Consider the following 15,376-nt stretch of genomic DNA (forward strand, 5'->3'; position numbering starts at 1 on the left):
CCGCTACACTGCAGTGGATTCAGTGCGGCTCGACCCCCACCGAGCTGCTGGCAGCCTCACGCTACCCAATCACAGATCGGAGTGCCGGATGGCCAACGATGGGGTCAACGATTCTGTAAATGTAGGACGCCGCCGCTTTCTCACCGCCACCACGTCTGTCGTGGGCGCGGTCGGTGCGGGGTTCGTCGCGGTTCCTTTCATCAAGTCCTGGAATCCGAGCGCAAAGGCCAAGCTGGCCGGCGCGCCGGTCACCGCCGATATCAGCGCCCTGCAGGAAGGGCAGCGCTTGATCCTGGAATGGCGCGGCCAGCCGATCTGGATCGTCAAGCGCTCCAAGGCGATGCTCGATGCGTTGCCGTCGCTGGACAGCCGGCTCAAGGATCCGGAGTCCACCAACAAGGACCAGCAGCCGGACTACGTGCTGAAGAATCCGGAGTACCGCTCGATCAAGCCCGACGTCTCGGTGCTGGTCGGCCTGTGCACGCATCTGGGCTGCTCGCCGGAAATGGTCGCCGAGATCCGCCCCGAACCCTACGACCCCGACTGGAAGGGCGGCTATTTCTGCCCCTGCCACAAGTCGCGCTTCGACATGTCCGGCCGCGTGTTCCAGGGCGTGCCGGCGCCGATCAACCTGCTGGTGCCGCCGCACCACTACCAGGACGACAACACGCTGGTGATCGGCGTGGACCCGAGCGCGTCCGCGAAGGGAGGGGCGTAAGTCATGGCCGACAACATCCTCACCCGCACCGCGGGCAACGTGTTCGACTGGGTCAACGAGCGCGCCCCCGGGCTGATGCCGTTCTACCGCAAGCACGTCACCGAGTACTACGCGCCGAAGAACTTCAACCTCTGGTACTACTTCGGCTCGCTGGCGATGGTGGTGCTGGTCAACCAGATCGTCACCGGCATCTTCCTGACGATGCACTACAAGACCAGCGCGGCCGAGGCGTTCAACTCGGTCGAGTACATCATGCGCGACGTCGAGTGGGGCTGGCTGATCCGCTACATGCACTCCACCGGCGCCTCGCTGTTCTTTATCGTGGTGTACCTGCACATGTTCCGCGGGCTGATGTACGGCAGCTACAAGAAGCCGCGCGAGCTGGTGTGGATCCTGGGCATGCTGATCTACCTGGTGCTGATGGCCGAAGCCTTCATGGGCTACGTGCTGCCCTGGGGGCAGATGTCGTTCTGGGGCGCCAAGGTGATCATCTCGCTGTTCGGCGCCATCCCGGTGATCGGCAACGGCCTGACCGAGTGGATCATGGGCGACTACCTGCCGTCCGACGCCACCCTCAACCGCTTCTTCGCCCTGCACGTGATCGCCCTGCCGCTGGTGCTGCTGCTGCTGGTGGTGCTGCACCTGGGCGCGCTGCACGAGGTCGGTTCCAACAACCCCGACGGCGTGGAGATCAAGAAGGGGCCCAAGGGCAATCGCTGGAGCCCGATCAAGCCGGCCGACGGCATCCCGTTCCATCCGTACTACACGGTCAAGGATCTGGTCGGCGTCGGTTTCCTGCTGATGATCGGCGCCTTCATCATCTTCTTCGCGCCCGGCTTCGGCGGCCTGTTCCTGGAGCACGACAACTTCACCGAGGCCAACCGCCTGGTGACGCCGGAGCACATCAAGCCGGTCTGGTACTACACCCCGTACTACGCGATGTTGCGGGTGGTGCCGAACAAGCTCGGTGGCGTGCTGGTGATGTTCTCGGCCATCGCGATCCTATTCCTGGTGCCGTGGCTGGATCGCGCCAAGGTCAAGTCGATCCGCTACCGAGGCTGGATCTCGCGGGTGATGCTGGGGATGCTTGCGGTGTGCTTCGTCTGGCTCGGCGTGATCGGTTCCGGCCCGGGCACCGAGATCATCGAGACCTACATCGGTCGCGTGCTGACCGTGCTGTATTTCGCCTTCTTCCTGACGATGCCGATATGGACCTCGCTGGATCGAACCAAGCCGGTGCCGGAGCGGGTGAGCAGCCATGACTAAGCGCCTGATCGCTGTGCTCGCCGGCTTTGCTTCGGCCTTGCTGCTGTCCGCCTCGGCCATGGCCGCCGAGGGTGCCGCCACCCTGCAGGCCGGCAACGACCTGGGCGACCGCGCCTCGCTGCAGCGCGGCGCCAAGCTGTTCATGAACTACTGTTCCGGCTGCCATTCGCTGAAGTACCTGCGCTACCAGCGCATGGCCGAGGATCTGGGCCTGAGCGAGGACGAGGTGATGCACAACCTCAACTTCACCGGCGCCAAGATCGGCGAACACATCGAGACGGCGATGCCGCACGATGCGGCGACCAAGTGGTTCGGCAAGGCGCCGCCGGACCTGAGTCTGATCGCCCGCGTGCGCGGCACCGACTGGGTCTACACCTACCTCAAGTCGTTCTATCTCGACCAGTCGCGGCCGCTGGGCTGGAACAACAAGCTGTTCGCCAACGCCTCCATGCCCAATCCGCTGTGGGACCTGCAGGGCCTGCAGCAGCCGGTCTACGGCAAGGCCGAGCAGCCGGGCGTGGACAAGCCGGTGGAGCGGCTGCAACTGGCGACGCCGGGCAAGCAGAGCCCGGTCGAGTTCGACCAGACGGTGCGCGACATCAGCAATTTCCTCGAATACGCCGGCGAGCCGGCGGCGCTGAAGCGGCAGAGCCTGGGCGTGTGGGTGGTGCTGTTCCTGGCGCTGCTGACCTTCCTGGCCTATCTGCTGAAGAAGGAATACTGGAAGGACGTGCATTGAGCGGCGGCCGTTTCGGCCGCATCCCGGCTGCACCGTTGCTGAGCCGATCCCCTGTTCATCCTATTGGCTTTTGTGAGCGAGGGTTGCACACTCAGGGGCCGTGACGACCGTCCGCAATGTGCGGGCGGCGTCGATGCGGCCGGCGGATTCCGGCCGTCGGAGAGCCTTGAATGGCGGCGAGTTTGCGCATGCGAAATACCTTGACGTTGTTTTCCTCCACGGATGATGTCCTGTGCCACCGCGTCCGCCTGGTGCTCGCGGCCAAGGGCGTGACCTACGATTTCGTGGCGGTGGATCCGCAGAATCCGCCGGAAGACCTGATCGACCTGAATCCCTACCACTCGGTGCCGACCCTGGTCGAGCGCGAGCTGGTGCTGTACGCCGCCTCGGTGGTCAGCGAGTACCTGGACGAGCGCTATCCGCATCCGCCGCTGATGCCGGTCGACCCGCTCTCGCGCGCGCGGCTGCGCCTGGCGATGCTGCGCATCGAGCACGACTGGGTACCGCAGGTGCAGGCGATCCAGCTCGGCAACAAGGCCCAGGCCGAAGCCGGGCGCAAGCGCCTGAAGGAACTGCTGACCGCGTCGGTGCCGCTGTTCAAGGCCAGCAAGTTCTTCCTAAATCCGGAGATGAGCCTGGCCGACTGCGCGATGGCGCCGATCATCTGGCGCCTGCAGGCGCTGGATATCCCGCTGCCGAAGGACGGCAAGGCGATCGAGGATTACGGCAACCGCATCTTCCGCAATCCGGGGTTCATCCGCAGCCTGACCGATCAGGAAAAGAAACTGCGCGACCTGCCGGCATGATGCTGTCCGCCGCGCCGTCTCCATTGTCTTCCGAGCTGTACCGGCCTTGCGCGCCGGCACGTAGAATGGGCGCATGAGCGACGACACTTCCCGCATGACCAGCCATCGCCCGTACCTGCTGCGGGCGCTGGTGGAATGGATCAACGACAACGGCATGACGCCGCACATCCTGGTGGATGCGGGCCTGCCCGGCGTCCAGGTGCCGCCGAGCGCGGTCAAGGACGGACGGGTGGTGCTGAACATCGCCGAGCGTGCGGTGGTGCGGCTGCAGATCGACAACGAGGGGGTCAGCTTCACCGCCCGCTTCGGCGGCGTCAGCTACCCGGTGCAGGTGCCGATGTCCGCGGTGCTGGCGGTCTATGCACGCGAAACCGGGCAGGGCATGGCGCTGCCGGACGACATCCACGGCGCCAGCGAGCCGCCGGGCGACGACACCCCGCCACCGCCGCGGCCGGGCGGTTCCGACGACGCCGGCAAGCGGCCGCGCCTGCGCGTGGTCAAGTAAAGCATCGGATGCGCGGCCGCGGTGGCCGCGCTTCACCCATCCAAGCGTTGGCGTTTTCGGTGTTCGTGCGCCGCGTACCGCGTTGTTCTGTCGTAGGAGCGGCTTCAGCCGCGACGGGCATTACCGGTAACGCCCATCGCGGCTGAAGCCGCTGCTACATTCGCCGTCCATTTCAGGTGGCATGCGCATCGCCCGCGCACTCAGCTTCGCTGTCGCCCGACACGCCACACGCCATCGGTATCGGTGCGTGGCTGTCGCGCGCGGCTCAGTCGCGCTGCGCGCGCGCTTCCTGCAGGCTGCTCACGCTGGCGACCGACGGCCCGGTGAACGCGATCAGCTGATCGCCGAGCAGTACCAGGCGCCCGCTGTGGCGGTCGGTGCCATCGTAGGAATAGTCGAAGCGGAAACTGCGCTCGAAGCCGAGCCAGCCGTTGGGCAGGCGCCGCAGGCGCAGGCCGGTGCCGTGCACGCTCTGGTCCAGCCACTGCACGTCGGCGGCCTTGCAGGCGTTGCGGCCGAGGATTTCGGCGCGTTCGGCAGCGGCACGCGAGGCGTTCCAGAACGCGAACACCGCGGCGCCGGCGATCATCAACAGGATCAGGCTGGGCATGGCGTCACTGTAGCGAGGTGCCGGTAGGCGGGCAATCTTGCTTGGGGCGGGGATTGGGGATTCGGGAATGGGGATTGGCAAGAGCTGCGCCCTTGGGCGGTGTCGCGCGCTGCTCGTAGATGTCTTGGGGTGAGGCGCCGCGGCTGACGGACGCCTCCAAGCCTCCGCCATGGTCCTGAGCGAGGCACCTGCATGTATTGATGACGCGCGGTGTGCGTCCACCGGAATCCCGGTGTTGAGAGGCGCCCTGGTGTTGCGATTGGACGAATACGCCTTAGCGCTGTGGCTGTGACTGCGGTTCGGTCCTGGGGGCCTGGTTGCCGGTGGGCGCGGTGGGTTGCGGCGGTGCTGGTGCTGCGGTGGGGACGGGGGATACCGCCGCCGGCGTGTTCGGGCCGGTGGGTGGTGCGGGCGGTGCCGGCGGGGCGGCGGGCGTGCCGGGGGCCGTGCTGGCCGCGGGCGCGGCGGGCGTCGTCATCGGCGCGGCGGCGGGATCGGTCGGGGCGGTCGGCAGCAGCACCTGCGCCTGCGGTTGCAGCTTCAGCAGGGCCGACCAGTCCTGTCGGTTGAAGTCGCACAGTTCCTCGTGGCCGGGTGTGCATTCGAGCGCGGCGCCTTCGTCGTTCTGGTCCTGCGCCAGCGGCGCATCCAGTTGCAGGCGCCCGCTGCGGTCCAGCTTGAGCTTGCGCATGGTCACCGCGTTGAACACGTTGCCGCCGATCAGGTACAGGGTCTGGTCGCCGCCGACATTGGCCGCGACCACGATGTCGCAATGCGATTCCCACGGCAGCGGGCGGCCGCGCGCCAGCGCTTCGCGCAGGCCGGCGGTGCCGACCGGTTGCCGGCGTCCGCGCAGGAAGCACAGCAGGTCGCCAGGGGCAGGCTTTTCCTGCTGCGGGTCGGCGAAGCGATAGGGCAGGCCGTCGGCGCCGGCCTGGTAGGCGGCACGGATGTAGTCGATATGGCGGATCGAGGTGTGGAAGCCGGCCACACCGGCGCGCACCATCACGTAGGACACGAACGCCGCCGACCACGGGTTGTCGACGATGAAGGCGCGGCAGTCGTTTTCGCGGTAGCGCGACCCGTCCAGCTGCTGGCAGCTCTCCGCGCCGTCGAAGCGGCCCATCGCGCCCAGCGTGCCGCTGTCGCGCCAGTAGGCGGCGACGCGCTGCCAGGCTTCGATGCCGTCGTCGGCAAGGTCGGCGCGCTCGGCCTCGGTCACGCGCAGGCCGGCCAGGCGGCCGTCGCGATCGATGAACGGGCGCCACCACAGCCGGTGCTCGTTGCAGGCGGTGCGCACGATCGCCACCGCCGCCGGGGTCAGGCCGAAGCGTGGCGGCAGATCGCAGACTTCCGCGGCCGCGGCGCGGCCGGCGGGAAACAGAGCGGCGACACACAGCAGCGCGAACCAGGGGCGGAACATCGGTGAACTCGGTGGGGACGGGGAAGCGCGCAGCGTCGCAGAGCGGCATTGGCGAGGCCGTGAAGTGTAGGGCGTGCCGCGCGATCCAGGCAGATCGCGCCGTGCTGGCTAGCGCGTTCCGGGCGGATCAGGCGCTTCGCGATTGCCCTTGGGGTGGTGGGACTCACCCAGCGGGGTGGAAACGATCAACGTCGCGACTGGGCCATGCGTGCAGACATGCACGCATGGGATGTATCCGCGTTCGCTGCGTGTGGATTCGCCGCGCGGTCGCCTCGTTACACGCGGACTGGCCGCTACTGCGGCGGCGTTCCGAGTTTCAGCGACAGATCCACCGCCTGCACGTGCTTGGTCAAGGCGCCGATGGAGATGCAGTCGACGCCGTCCTGCGCGATCGCGCGCACCGCGTCCAGGTCGACACCGCCGGAGACTTCCAGCGGAATCGCGCGATTGAACGGCGCAGCCGCGGCGATCGCCACCGCGTCGCGGCGCTGTTCTGCGGTGAAGTCGTCGATCAGGATGCGATCGCAGCCGGCTTCCAGCGCTTCGCGCAGTTGCTCCAGGGTTTCCACCTCGACCACCAGCGGCAGCGCCGGCCACTGCGCGCGCGCGGCGGCCACCGCCGCAGGCAGCGAGCCGGCGGCGTGGATGTGGTTCTCCTTGAGCATCACCGTGTCGTACAGACCGATGCGGTGATTGCTGCCGCCGCCGCAGCGCACTGCGTACTTCTGCGCCAGGCGCAGGCCGGGCAGGGTCTTGCGCGTGTCCAGGATGCGCGCGCCGGTGCCGGCGACCGCGGCCACGTAGGCGGCGGTGGCGGTGGCGGTGGCCGACAGGGTCTGCAGGAAGTTCAGCGAGGCGCGCTCGGCGCTGACCAGGGCGCGACTGCGCCCGTGCAGCAACGCCAGCACCGTGCCGGCGGCCACGCGCTGGCCTTCGGCCACCTGCCAGTCGATGCGGACCTGCGGATCCAGCGCCTGGTGGCAGGCGTCGAACCAGGGGCGGCCGGCGATCACGGCGTCTTGCTTGCACAGCAGGTAGGCGCTGTCGGCGTGGTCGGGCAGCAGCGCGGCGGTGACGTCGCCGCTGCCGAGATCCTCGGCCAGCGCACGCGCCACGTCGGCGGCGATCAGCTCCGCGGCGGGCGCCTGCGGCGGCGCCGTGTCGCGGCTCATTTGGCCGGGAAGTCGGCGAGCTGGGCGGTGCCGATGGCCTCTTCGGCCAGCAGCACCGGAATGCCGTCGTCGACGCGGAACACCTGCTTGCGGTCGCGGGTGATCAAGGCTTCGCGCAGCGGTTGCGCCTGCGCACTGCCATCGGCGCGCTGCACGCCGCCGGCGGCGATGGCGCGGTTCAGCGCCTCCAGGCCGCGCGCCTCCAGCAGCGCCAGCGGTTGGCGGGTGTCGGGCGAGCACAGCAGGTCGAGCAGTTTGCGGTCCATCCGGTCTTCGTCTTGCGTGGAAGACGGCTAGAATACGTCTTTAAGGCAGGGGACGGCCATGACCTCCAAGCAAACCGCGCCGCTCGTCGGCATCGTGATGGGTTCCCGCTCCGACTGGGAGACAATGCAGCATGCTGCGCAGAAACTCGATGCGCTGGGTGTGCCCTATGAAGTGAAGGTGGTGTCGGCGCACCGCACCCCGGATGTGTTGTTCTCCTACGCCGAGCAGGCGGCTGGGCGCGGCCTGCGCGCGATCGTGGCCGGCGCCGGCGGCGCCGCGCACCTGCCGGGCATGCTCGCAGCCAAGACCGCAGTGCCGGTGCTGGGCGTGCCGGTGCAGTCCAAGGCGCTCAACGGCATGGACTCGCTGCTGTCGATCGTGCAGATGCCGGCCGGCATCCCGGTGGCCACCTTCGCGATCGGCAATGCCGGCGCGGCCAACGCCGCGCTGTTCGCTGCGGCGATGCTGGCCCACGACCACGTTGAGATCGGTGCCGCGCTGGGCGAGTTCCGCCAGCGCCAGACCGACGACGTGATGGCCAAGGACGATCCGCGCCAATGACCACCGTCGGCATTCTGGGGGCGGGGCAGTTGGCACGGATGATGGCGGTGGCGGGCGTGCCGCTGGGCCTGCGCTTCGCGCTGCTGGATCCGGCCGCCGATGCCTGCGCCGGGCAGGTGGCGCCGCTGCGGGTCGGCGACTATGCCGACGAGACCGCGCTGGCCGCGTTCGCGGACGCGGTCGATGTGGCGACCTTCGATTTCGAGAATGTGCCGGCGGATAGCGCGGCTGCCCTGGCCGGGCAGGTGCCGGTGTTCCCGAGCCCGGATGCGCTGGCCGTGGCGCAGGATCGCCTGGCCGAGAAGACCCTGTTCCGCGAGCTCGGCATTCCCGTGCCGGCGTTCGCCGCGATCGACACCCGCGCCGATCTGGACGCGGCGCTGGCGCAGGTCGGCACGCCCTGCATCCTCAAGACCCGCCGGCTCGGCTACGACGGCAAGGGCCAGTTCCGCATCGCCTCCGCCGCCGACGCCGATGCGGCCTGGGCGGCGCTGGGCGCGCAGGCGGCCAGCGTCGGCCTGATCGCCGAGGCGTTCGTGCCGTTCCAGCGCGAGGTCAGCGTGGTGGCGGTACGCGGCCGCGACGGCGAGTTCCGCACCTGGCCGCTGACCGAGAACTGGCATGTGCACGGCGTGCTGTCGGCCAGCCTGGCGCCGGCGCAGGCCGATGCCGCGCTTGAACAAGCGGCGGTGGCGCATGCGCGTGCCCTGGCCGAGCGCCTGCAATACGTGGGCGTGTTCGCGCTGGAACTGTTCTGCCGCGACGGCGAACTGCTGGCCAACGAGATGGCCCCGCGCGTGCACAACTCCGGCCACTGGACCATCGAAGGTGCGGAGACCTCGCAGTTCGAGAACCATCTGCGCGCGGTGCTGGGGCTGCCCTTGGGATCTACGCGCATGCGCGGCCATGCCTGCATGCTCAACTGGATCGGCGCGATGCCCGATGCCGCACCGGTCCTGGCGCAGCCCGGCGGACACTGGCACGACTACGGCAAGCAGCCGCGCGAGGGCCGCAAGGTCGGCCACGCCACTTTGCGCGAGGACACGCCGGAGGCGCTGGCGCAGGCCCTGCAGACCGTGGGCGCACAGTTGCAGCGCGAGCCCCAGGTCGCCCCGGTGATCGCCGCATTACGCGGCGAGCGCTGAAACCAGCAGCAGGCCCAGGCCACGCCTGGGCCAGGAACTGGCGGCCACGGCCGCCGCTCCTGCGAATCCCCAATCCCGACTCCCCAATCCCCGCTCACCGCAGATTCGACGCCGCGAACTCCCAATTGACCAGTTTCCAGAACGCCTGCAGATAGCGCGCGCGGTCGCCGGGATAGTCGATGTAGTAAGCGTGTTCCCAGACGTCGCAGCCGAGCAGCGGCGTGTCGTCGCCGGTCAGCGGGGTGCCGGCGTTGGCGGTGCTGACCACGGCCAGGTTGCCGTCGGGACGCTGCACCAGCCACACCCAGCCCGAACCGAACAGCGCCAGGGCCATGCGCTCGAACTCGGCCTTGAATCGGGCCACGTCGCCGAAACTCCTGGTCAGGCGCTCGCCGAGCGCGCCGCCCGGTTCGCCGCCGCCGCGCGGGCGCAGGCCGCGCCAGTAGAACTCGTGATTCCAGACCTCGGCCGCTTCCTGGAACAGCCGGCCCTGCGCGCGCCGCAGCAGCTCCGGCAGCGCCAGCTCGGCCAGGTCGCTGCCGGCGAGCCGCGCATTGAGCCGTTCCACCAAGGCGCGCTGGTGCTGGCCGTGGTGCTGTTCCACCGCCGCGGCGGACAGGTGCGGGGCCAGCGCCGCAGCGGCGTAGGGCAGGGGAGCGAGTTCGATGGGCATGGATCCTCTGGCGGTTTCGGGCGCGCGTCGCGGTACTGCCGCGCGCAGGGCTTACACTATGCGGCTACGCGAGAGTCTAGCCGACCGCCAAGGTCGTTCTTTCGCCCCAGCAGGAGAGAACCCGCATGCAGGTGATGGAGCGCATCCAGGCCGACGTCGAACGCCATCCCATCGTGTTGTTCATGAAGGGCACGCCGCAGTACCCGATGTGCGGCTTTTCCAGTCGCGCGTTGCAGGCGCTGCTGGCCGCCGGCGCCGACCGCCTGCACACCGTCAACGTGCTCGACGAGCCGGAGATCCGTGCCAATCTGCCGCGCTATTCGAACTGGCCGACGTTCCCGCAGCTGTTCATCCATGGCGAGCTGATCGGTGGCTGCGACATCACCATGGAACTGTTCGAGTCCGGCGAGTTGCAGCGCATCGTGACCGAGGCCTACCAGTCGTGAGTGCGCCTGCGTCGCCGCAGGCCGGCGCGCTGGCGCAGCGGGTGATCCTGGTCAGTGGCGCCGCCGGCGGGCTCGGCAGCGCCGCGGCGCTGGCCTGCGCCCAGGCGGGGGCCAGCGTGGTCCTGCTCGGGCACAAGCCGGCACGCTTGAACCGCGTCTACGACGCGATCGCCGCGGTCGGCGCCGCGCCGCTGCTGTACCCGCTGGACCTGCTCGGCGCCACTCCGCCGGACTACGCGACCCTGGCCGAGCGCCTGCAGGGCGAGCTCGGCCGCCTGGACGGGCTGCTGCACTGCGCCGCCGACTTCGCCGGACTGACCCCGTTCGAGCATGCCGATCCGGCCCAGTTCGCGCGCGCGATCCACGTCAATCTGACTGCCGCGGCCTGGCTGACCCAGGCCTGCCTGCCGTTGCTGCGGCAGGCCGAGGATGCCGCGATCGTGTTCGCGGTGGACGATCCGGCGCGGGTCGGCCAGGCCTACTGGGGCGGCTACGGCGCGGCCCAGCACGGCCGCCGCGGCCTGCTGGCGAGCCTGCACGGCGAGCTGGCCGCCTCGCGCGTGCGCGTGGCCGGCCTGCAGCCGGGGCCGATGCGCACCGCCTTGCGCGCCCGTGCCTACACCCATCAAGAAGACCGCGACGCGGTCGATCCGGCGCGCTACGCCGGCGCCTGCGTCGACCTGCTGTCGCCCGCCGGCGCCGCGCACCGCGGCGCAATCTGGAATCCCCTGGCATGACCATCCTGTCGGCAGCGCTGCTGCTGTTCCTGATCCTCGACCCGCTGGGCAACATCCCGGTGTTCCTCAGCGTGCTCAAGCCGCTGCCGGCGCGGCGTCAGCGCATCGTGCTGGCGCGCGAGCTGCTGATCGCGCTGGGCGTGCTGATGGGCTTCCTGTGGGGCGGCAAATACGCCCTGGAAGTGATGCACCTGCGCCAGGAGTCGGTGGCGATCGCCGGCGGCATCGTGCTGTTCCTGATCGGCATCCGCATGATCTTCCCGCGCCCGGAAGGGCTGATGGGCGAAATTCCCGACGGCGAGCCCTTCATCGTGCCGCTGGCCATCCCGCTGGTCGCTGGTCCCTCCGGCATGGCCGCGGTGATGCTGATGGGCAGCAACGAGCCGACCCGGTTGGGCGAGTGGAGCCTGGCGCTGATCCTGGCCTGGCTGGCGACCTCGGCCCTGCTGTTCTCCGGCACGCTGCTGTACAAGCTGCTCGGCATGCGCGTGCTGACCGCGGTCGAGCGGCTGATGGGCATGCTGCTGGTGGCGATCTCGGTGCAGATGTTCCTGGACGGGCTGACGGCCTATCTGAAGTCGCCGGTCGCCGGCTGAGGTTGCGGCGTGGGCAAGTGACGGGTGCCGTGGGGACGGCGCCGGCCCTGGGCACACTGTAGTTCGCAGCGCCGCCTGAGGCGGCCCCCGTCACGCGGCACGGGTAGGGGATCTGCGGCCGACAGCCGTCCCGGGCGACCCTTCGCGCCTGTCCCGGCGTTGTCGCCGATGCCCGCCAGGACTGGGATCGACGTCTTCTGATGTCCGCTTGTGCCGCGTTGTCACGGTTTGGCAACAAATTGGCCCTATGGTGTTAAACTCATGTTAACCCTTGCGGGGAATCGGCAAGGGTGACCAGCCCCCTCATTCCGCGGCCGTGCGCACGTACCCCGCACGGCCTGCCATGCGCATTTCGTCAAACTCCATCGAGGCTATTGCAATGATTCAACCCCGTCTGCGGATGTCCAAGCTCACTCTGGGCCTCGTTGCGGCGCTGGCCGCGGCGCCGGTGTTCGCCCAGAGCACCTCCGCCGGTGTCGGCGGTGTGGTGACCCACGGCGGCCAGCCGGTCGCCGGCGCCGAGGTGACCATCACCCACGTCGAGTCGGGCACGGTCAGCCGCGCCACCACCGATGCCGCCGGTCGCTACAACGCGCGCGGCCTGCGCGTCGGCGGTCCGTACAGCATCACCATCACCAAGTCGGGCGACGGCACCAAGACCGAAGACGGCGTGTACCTGAGCGTCAACCAGAACGCCACCATCAACGCCGACCTGACCGGCGACATGGCTGCGCCGACCACGCTGGAGACGGTCAACGCGGTCGCCATCGCCACCGGCTCGGAAGTGTTCAGCGCCACCAAGATGGGCTCGGGCACCAACGTCGGCCGCGAGCAGATCGAAGCGCTGCCGTCGATCAACGGCAACATCCAGGACTACATGCGCCTGGATCCGCGCGTGGCCTTCGTCGATCGCGCCTCGGGCACGATCAGCGCCGGCGGCCTGAACCCGCGCTACAACTCGATCAACATCGACGGCGTCTCGGCCAGCGACACCTTCGGCCTGGAAGGCAACAACATGACCACCCGGCGTCAGCCGGTGTCGATGGAGGCGATCGAAGCCATCGACGTCAACCTGTCCAACTACGACGTCAGCATCGCCAGCGCCGCCGGCGCCACCGTCAACGCGGTGACCAAGTCCGGTACCAACGAGTTCCACGGTTCGGTGTACGGCAGCTATCGCGATGGCGACTGGTTCGGCGACAACCCGGACGGCAGCAAGTTCAACGGCTTCACCAAGGAGAAGACCTACGGCGCGACCTTCGGCGGCCCGATCGTCAAGGACAAGCTGTTCTTCTTCGCCAACTACGAGAAGTTCCAGCAGGATGCGCCGGGCCTCGACCTGGGCAGCACCGCGCTGGGCAAGGCCAACGCCAAGTACGGCATGGCCGACGTGACCCGCGCCCAGCAGATCGCCAAGAACTACGGCTTCGACGCCGGCACCCTGGACAGCGACGGCAACACCGACCTGAAGGAATACGCGCTCAAGCTCGACTGGAACATCAGCGACAACCACCGCGCCAGCTTCCGCTACAGCAAGCTCGACCAGAGCAAGCTGCGCATCAACGGCGCCGGCAGCTCCAGCCAGGCCTCGCTGAGCTCGTACTGGTACCAGCACGAGAAGTCGGTCGAGAGCTACGTCGGCCAGCTGTTCAGCGACTGGTCCGAGAACTTCTCCACCGAGTTCAAGGTGTCCTACCGCGACTACTCCGCGATCCGCGTGGTGCCGACCAATGCGCCGAGCATCGCCGTGTACTTCGACGGTTCGGTCGCCAACCCGACCGGCGACGTGCTGTTCCTGGGCACCGAGACCAACTCGCAGGGCAACATCCTCACCACCAAGACCTGGAACTACTACGGTGCGGGTACCCTGACCCTGGACAACCACAACCTGAAGTTCGGCGTCGACTACAGCACCAACGACATCTACAACCTGTACGGCCGCAACACCTGGGGCGTGTACACCTTCTTCGGCCTGGACAACTTCGCCAGCGGCCGCTGGAGCTCGTACCAGCTCAACCAGGAGCGTAGCCCGGGTTCGATCGCGGCCGACTACAAGAACAGCAACCTCGGCCTGTTTGTGCAGGACACCTGGTACGTCAACAACAACCTGACCCTGACCCTGGGTCTGCGTGGCGATCGCGCGAAGGTGAGCCCGGATCCGACCTACAACGCCGGTGCGCAGGCGGTGTTCGGCTACGACAACAGCAAGATCTTCAACGGCGATTTCCTGATCCAGCCGCGCGTCGGCTTCAATTACACCTTCGACACCGACCGTCCGACCCAGTTGCGCGGTGGCGTGGGCCTGTTCCAGGGCGATGCGCCGCAGGTGTGGATCGGCAACAGCTACTCCAACACCGGCTTCAACTACAACGCTTATAGCCTGACCACGTACGATCCGACGGTGCCGTTCAGCGCCAACAAGGATACCCAGCCGGTCCCGAATCGTCCCGGTTCGGCGACCCAGGGCGTGAGCTTCGTCGGCAACGACTTCAAGCTGCCGTCGCTGTACAAGGCCAACCTGGCCCTGGATCACGAACTGCCGTGGTACGGCATCGTGGCCTCGGCCGAGTTGCTGGTGACCAAGGTCAACAACGGTCTGTACTACAAGAGCCTGAACATCGGTCGTGTCACCCCGGGGCAGGATCCGAGCCCGGCCTACTACGGTCCGGATGGCCGTGCGCTGTACTGGAACCCGGCGCGTACCGGCCGTCCTTGGGCGACCGGCGATAACCGCTCTGGTCGCAACACCAGTTACAGCGACGTTTACCTGATCGACAACACCGACAAGGGCAAGACCCAGCAGTTCACCGTGTCGCTGTCCAAGCCGTTCAGCGAAGGCGGCGACTGGTCCTGGACCCTGGGCTACACCTACACCCACGCCACCGAAGTCGGTTCGCTGACCAGCTCCACCGCCAGCTCGGGCTGGGGCTACCAGTACGCCTTCAACGCCAACTCGGAAACCGAGAACACCTCGCGCTACGAGATCAAGGACCGCATCTCCGGCTCGCTGGACTGGAAGCACATGTTCTTCGGCGACTACGAGACCCGCGTGGGCCTGGTCTACGAAGGCCGCAGCGGCCGTCCGTACAGCTACGTGTTCAACGGCGACGCCAACGGCGACGGTCGTTCGACCAACGACCTGTTCTACGTGCCGAAGGGCCCGGGCGACGTGCTGTTCGGCACGCTGAGCAACACCGGTGCGTTCACCGCCAACCCGGCGCTGCAGCAGCAGTTCTTCGACTGGCTGGCCAAGAACCCGCAGCTGGCCAAGTACGCCGGCAGCTACGCCCCGGCCAACGGCTTCCGTTCCGGCTGGATCAACACCTTCGACGTGCGCATCACCCAACAGCTGCCGGGCTTCTTCAAGGGCCACAAGTCCGAGGTCTGGCTGGACATCCAGAACGTGGGCAACCTGCTGAACAAGAAGTGGGGCCGGATCTACGACTACGGCTTCTACGCCGACGCCCGCGTCGCCAACCTGCAGGGCATCTACCAGGGCAAGTACGTGTACAACACCCTGTACACCGACCAGCCGACGGCCGCCAATGCCGACGCCGACGGTTTCAACACCGGCGTGTCGCAGTGGTCGCTGCAGCTGGGCTTCCGCTATCAGTTCTGATCGCGGCGCACGCTAGCTGAAGCGTTGGAAACGGCCGGGGCGACCCGGCCGTTTTCTTTTTATGGGGGCTGACGTTAAAGTCGCCGGCTGACG

16 protein-coding genes are annotated in these 15,376 nt (G+C 68.0%); 11 read left to right on the plus strand and 5 right to left on the minus strand.

Annotated features, from left to right (window positions below):
• The first annotated feature begins 88 nt into the window (after positions 1–88).
• The 5 genes from petA to AC1PMG_RS07925 all read left to right on the plus strand — a co-directional run bounded on the left by petA (position 89) and on the right by AC1PMG_RS07925 (position 4,034).
• Positions 89–718: a ubiquinol-cytochrome c reductase iron-sulfur subunit gene (petA, locus tag AC1PMG_RS07905; RefSeq protein WP_026143542.1), complete on the plus strand. Its 630-nt coding sequence runs from the start codon at positions 89–91 to the stop codon at positions 716–718.
• Positions 719–721: 3 nt separating this feature from the next.
• Positions 722–1,984 carry a cytochrome b gene (locus tag AC1PMG_RS07910; RefSeq protein ID WP_481111233.1) on the plus strand — a complete coding sequence of 421 codons (1,263 nt, stop codon included), beginning with the start codon at positions 722–724 and terminating at the stop codon, positions 1,982–1,984.
• The gene (locus AC1PMG_RS07915; protein ID WP_048489889.1) at positions 1,977–2,723 is read left to right on the plus strand and encodes a cytochrome c1; all 747 of its coding nucleotides are present in this window, start codon (positions 1,977–1,979) and stop codon (positions 2,721–2,723) included. Before AC1PMG_RS07910 ends, AC1PMG_RS07915 begins: the two co-directional genes overlap by 8 nt.
• A 170-nt stretch (positions 2,724–2,893) precedes the next feature.
• Positions 2,894–3,529, plus strand: a complete 636-nt coding sequence (locus tag AC1PMG_RS07920) for a glutathione S-transferase N-terminal domain-containing protein (RefSeq protein ID WP_010342124.1) — start codon at positions 2,894–2,896, stop codon at positions 3,527–3,529.
• A gap of 73 nt (positions 3,530–3,602) precedes the next feature.
• Entirely contained in the window at positions 3,603–4,034 is a 432-nt protein-coding gene (locus AC1PMG_RS07925) for a ClpXP protease specificity-enhancing factor (protein WP_152236429.1), read from the plus strand.
• A 265-nt stretch (positions 4,035–4,299) separates the two neighbouring features.
• On the opposite strand, the gene AC1PMG_RS07930 is transcribed toward AC1PMG_RS07925, so the two are convergent.
• From AC1PMG_RS07930 to AC1PMG_RS07945, 4 genes are all read right to left on the minus strand, one after another.
• On the minus strand, positions 4,300–4,644 hold the full coding sequence (locus tag AC1PMG_RS07930) for a DUF3301 domain-containing protein (protein ID WP_017908204.1): 345 nt from the start codon (positions 4,642–4,644) through the stop codon (positions 4,300–4,302).
• A gap of 274 nt (positions 4,645–4,918) precedes the next feature.
• Positions 4,919–6,067: a DUF2272 domain-containing protein gene (locus AC1PMG_RS07935; protein WP_481111234.1), complete on the minus strand. Its 1,149-nt coding sequence runs from the start codon at positions 6,065–6,067 to the stop codon at positions 4,919–4,921.
• Positions 6,068–6,360: 293 nt separating this feature from the next.
• On the minus strand, positions 6,361–7,239 hold the full coding sequence (gene nadC / locus AC1PMG_RS07940; RefSeq protein ID WP_481111235.1) for a carboxylating nicotinate-nucleotide diphosphorylase: 879 nt from the start codon (positions 7,237–7,239) through the stop codon (positions 6,361–6,363).
• Positions 7,236–7,505: a Trm112 family protein gene (locus AC1PMG_RS07945; RefSeq protein ID WP_010342118.1), complete on the minus strand. Its 270-nt coding sequence runs from the start codon at positions 7,503–7,505 to the stop codon at positions 7,236–7,238. Before AC1PMG_RS07945 ends, nadC begins: the two co-directional genes overlap by 4 nt.
• 58 nt (positions 7,506–7,563) lie before the next feature.
• Between AC1PMG_RS07945 and purE the strand changes: the two genes are divergently transcribed.
• Positions 7,564–8,067, plus strand: a complete 504-nt coding sequence (gene purE, locus AC1PMG_RS07950) for a 5-(carboxyamino)imidazole ribonucleotide mutase (protein WP_371181633.1) — start codon at positions 7,564–7,566, stop codon at positions 8,065–8,067.
• Positions 8,064–9,212: a 5-(carboxyamino)imidazole ribonucleotide synthase gene (locus AC1PMG_RS07955; protein ID WP_481111236.1), complete on the plus strand. Its 1,149-nt coding sequence runs from the start codon at positions 8,064–8,066 to the stop codon at positions 9,210–9,212. Before purE ends, AC1PMG_RS07955 begins: the two co-directional genes overlap by 4 nt.
• A gap of 94 nt (positions 9,213–9,306) precedes the next feature.
• On the opposite strand, the gene AC1PMG_RS07960 is transcribed toward AC1PMG_RS07955, so the two are convergent.
• Positions 9,307–9,885: a superoxide dismutase gene (locus tag AC1PMG_RS07960; RefSeq protein ID WP_481111237.1), complete on the minus strand. Its 579-nt coding sequence runs from the start codon at positions 9,883–9,885 to the stop codon at positions 9,307–9,309.
• A 125-nt stretch (positions 9,886–10,010) separates the two neighbouring features.
• Between AC1PMG_RS07960 and grxD the strand changes: the two genes are divergently transcribed.
• From grxD to AC1PMG_RS07980, 4 genes are all read left to right on the plus strand, one after another.
• Positions 10,011–10,331 (plus strand): Grx4 family monothiol glutaredoxin, encoded by a 321-nt coding sequence (gene grxD / locus AC1PMG_RS07965; RefSeq protein WP_010342114.1) that lies wholly within the window; start codon positions 10,011–10,013, stop codon positions 10,329–10,331.
• Entirely contained in the window at positions 10,328–11,068 is a 741-nt protein-coding gene (locus AC1PMG_RS07970; RefSeq protein ID WP_481111238.1) for an SDR family NAD(P)-dependent oxidoreductase, read from the plus strand. Before grxD ends, AC1PMG_RS07970 begins: the two co-directional genes overlap by 4 nt.
• Positions 11,065–11,664, plus strand: coding sequence for a MarC family protein (locus AC1PMG_RS07975; protein ID WP_209031129.1), 600 nt, complete (start codon positions 11,065–11,067; stop codon positions 11,662–11,664). Before AC1PMG_RS07970 ends, AC1PMG_RS07975 begins: the two co-directional genes overlap by 4 nt.
• 400 nt (positions 11,665–12,064) lie before the next feature.
• Complete coding sequence (locus tag AC1PMG_RS07980) at positions 12,065–15,283, plus strand: TonB-dependent receptor (protein ID WP_481111640.1); 3,219 nt, start codon at positions 12,065–12,067, stop codon at positions 15,281–15,283.
• Positions 15,284–15,376 lie beyond the last annotated feature (93 nt).

The sequence above is a fragment of the Xanthomonas sp. NCPPB 2250 genome, assembly GCF_056725265.1.

Excerpts from the sequence above, each read along its gene's own strand:
- nadC (WP_481111235.1), bottom strand. The coding sequence starts at position 7,239 with ATGAGCCGCGACACGGCGCCGCCGCAGGCGCCCGCCGCGGAGCTGATC.
- AC1PMG_RS07980 (WP_481111640.1), top strand. The coding sequence starts at position 12,065 with ATGTCCAAGCTCACTCTGGGCCTCGTTGCGGCGCTGGCCGCGGCGCCG.
- AC1PMG_RS07930 (WP_017908204.1), bottom strand. The coding sequence starts at position 4,644 with ATGCCCAGCCTGATCCTGTTGATGATCGCCGGCGCCGCGGTGTTCGCG.
- AC1PMG_RS07920 (WP_010342124.1), top strand. The coding sequence starts at position 2,894 with ATGGCGGCGAGTTTGCGCATGCGAAATACCTTGACGTTGTTTTCCTCC.
- AC1PMG_RS07960 (WP_481111237.1), bottom strand. The coding sequence starts at position 9,885 with ATGCCCATCGAACTCGCTCCCCTGCCCTACGCCGCTGCGGCGCTGGCC.
- grxD (WP_010342114.1), top strand. The coding sequence starts at position 10,011 with ATGCAGGTGATGGAGCGCATCCAGGCCGACGTCGAACGCCATCCCATC.
- AC1PMG_RS07975 (WP_209031129.1), top strand. The coding sequence starts at position 11,065 with ATGACCATCCTGTCGGCAGCGCTGCTGCTGTTCCTGATCCTCGACCCG.
- purE (WP_371181633.1), top strand. The coding sequence starts at position 7,564 with ATGACCTCCAAGCAAACCGCGCCGCTCGTCGGCATCGTGATGGGTTCC.
- AC1PMG_RS07935 (WP_481111234.1), bottom strand. The coding sequence starts at position 6,067 with ATGTTCCGCCCCTGGTTCGCGCTGCTGTGTGTCGCCGCTCTGTTTCCC.
- AC1PMG_RS07955 (WP_481111236.1), top strand. The coding sequence starts at position 8,064 with ATGACCACCGTCGGCATTCTGGGGGCGGGGCAGTTGGCACGGATGATG.
- AC1PMG_RS07915 (WP_048489889.1), top strand. The coding sequence starts at position 1,977 with ATGACTAAGCGCCTGATCGCTGTGCTCGCCGGCTTTGCTTCGGCCTTG.
- petA (WP_026143542.1), top strand. The coding sequence starts at position 89 with ATGGCCAACGATGGGGTCAACGATTCTGTAAATGTAGGACGCCGCCGC.
- AC1PMG_RS07925 (WP_152236429.1), top strand. The coding sequence starts at position 3,603 with ATGAGCGACGACACTTCCCGCATGACCAGCCATCGCCCGTACCTGCTG.
- AC1PMG_RS07910 (WP_481111233.1), top strand. The coding sequence starts at position 722 with ATGGCCGACAACATCCTCACCCGCACCGCGGGCAACGTGTTCGACTGG.
- AC1PMG_RS07945 (WP_010342118.1), bottom strand. The coding sequence starts at position 7,505 with ATGGACCGCAAACTGCTCGACCTGCTGTGCTCGCCCGACACCCGCCAA.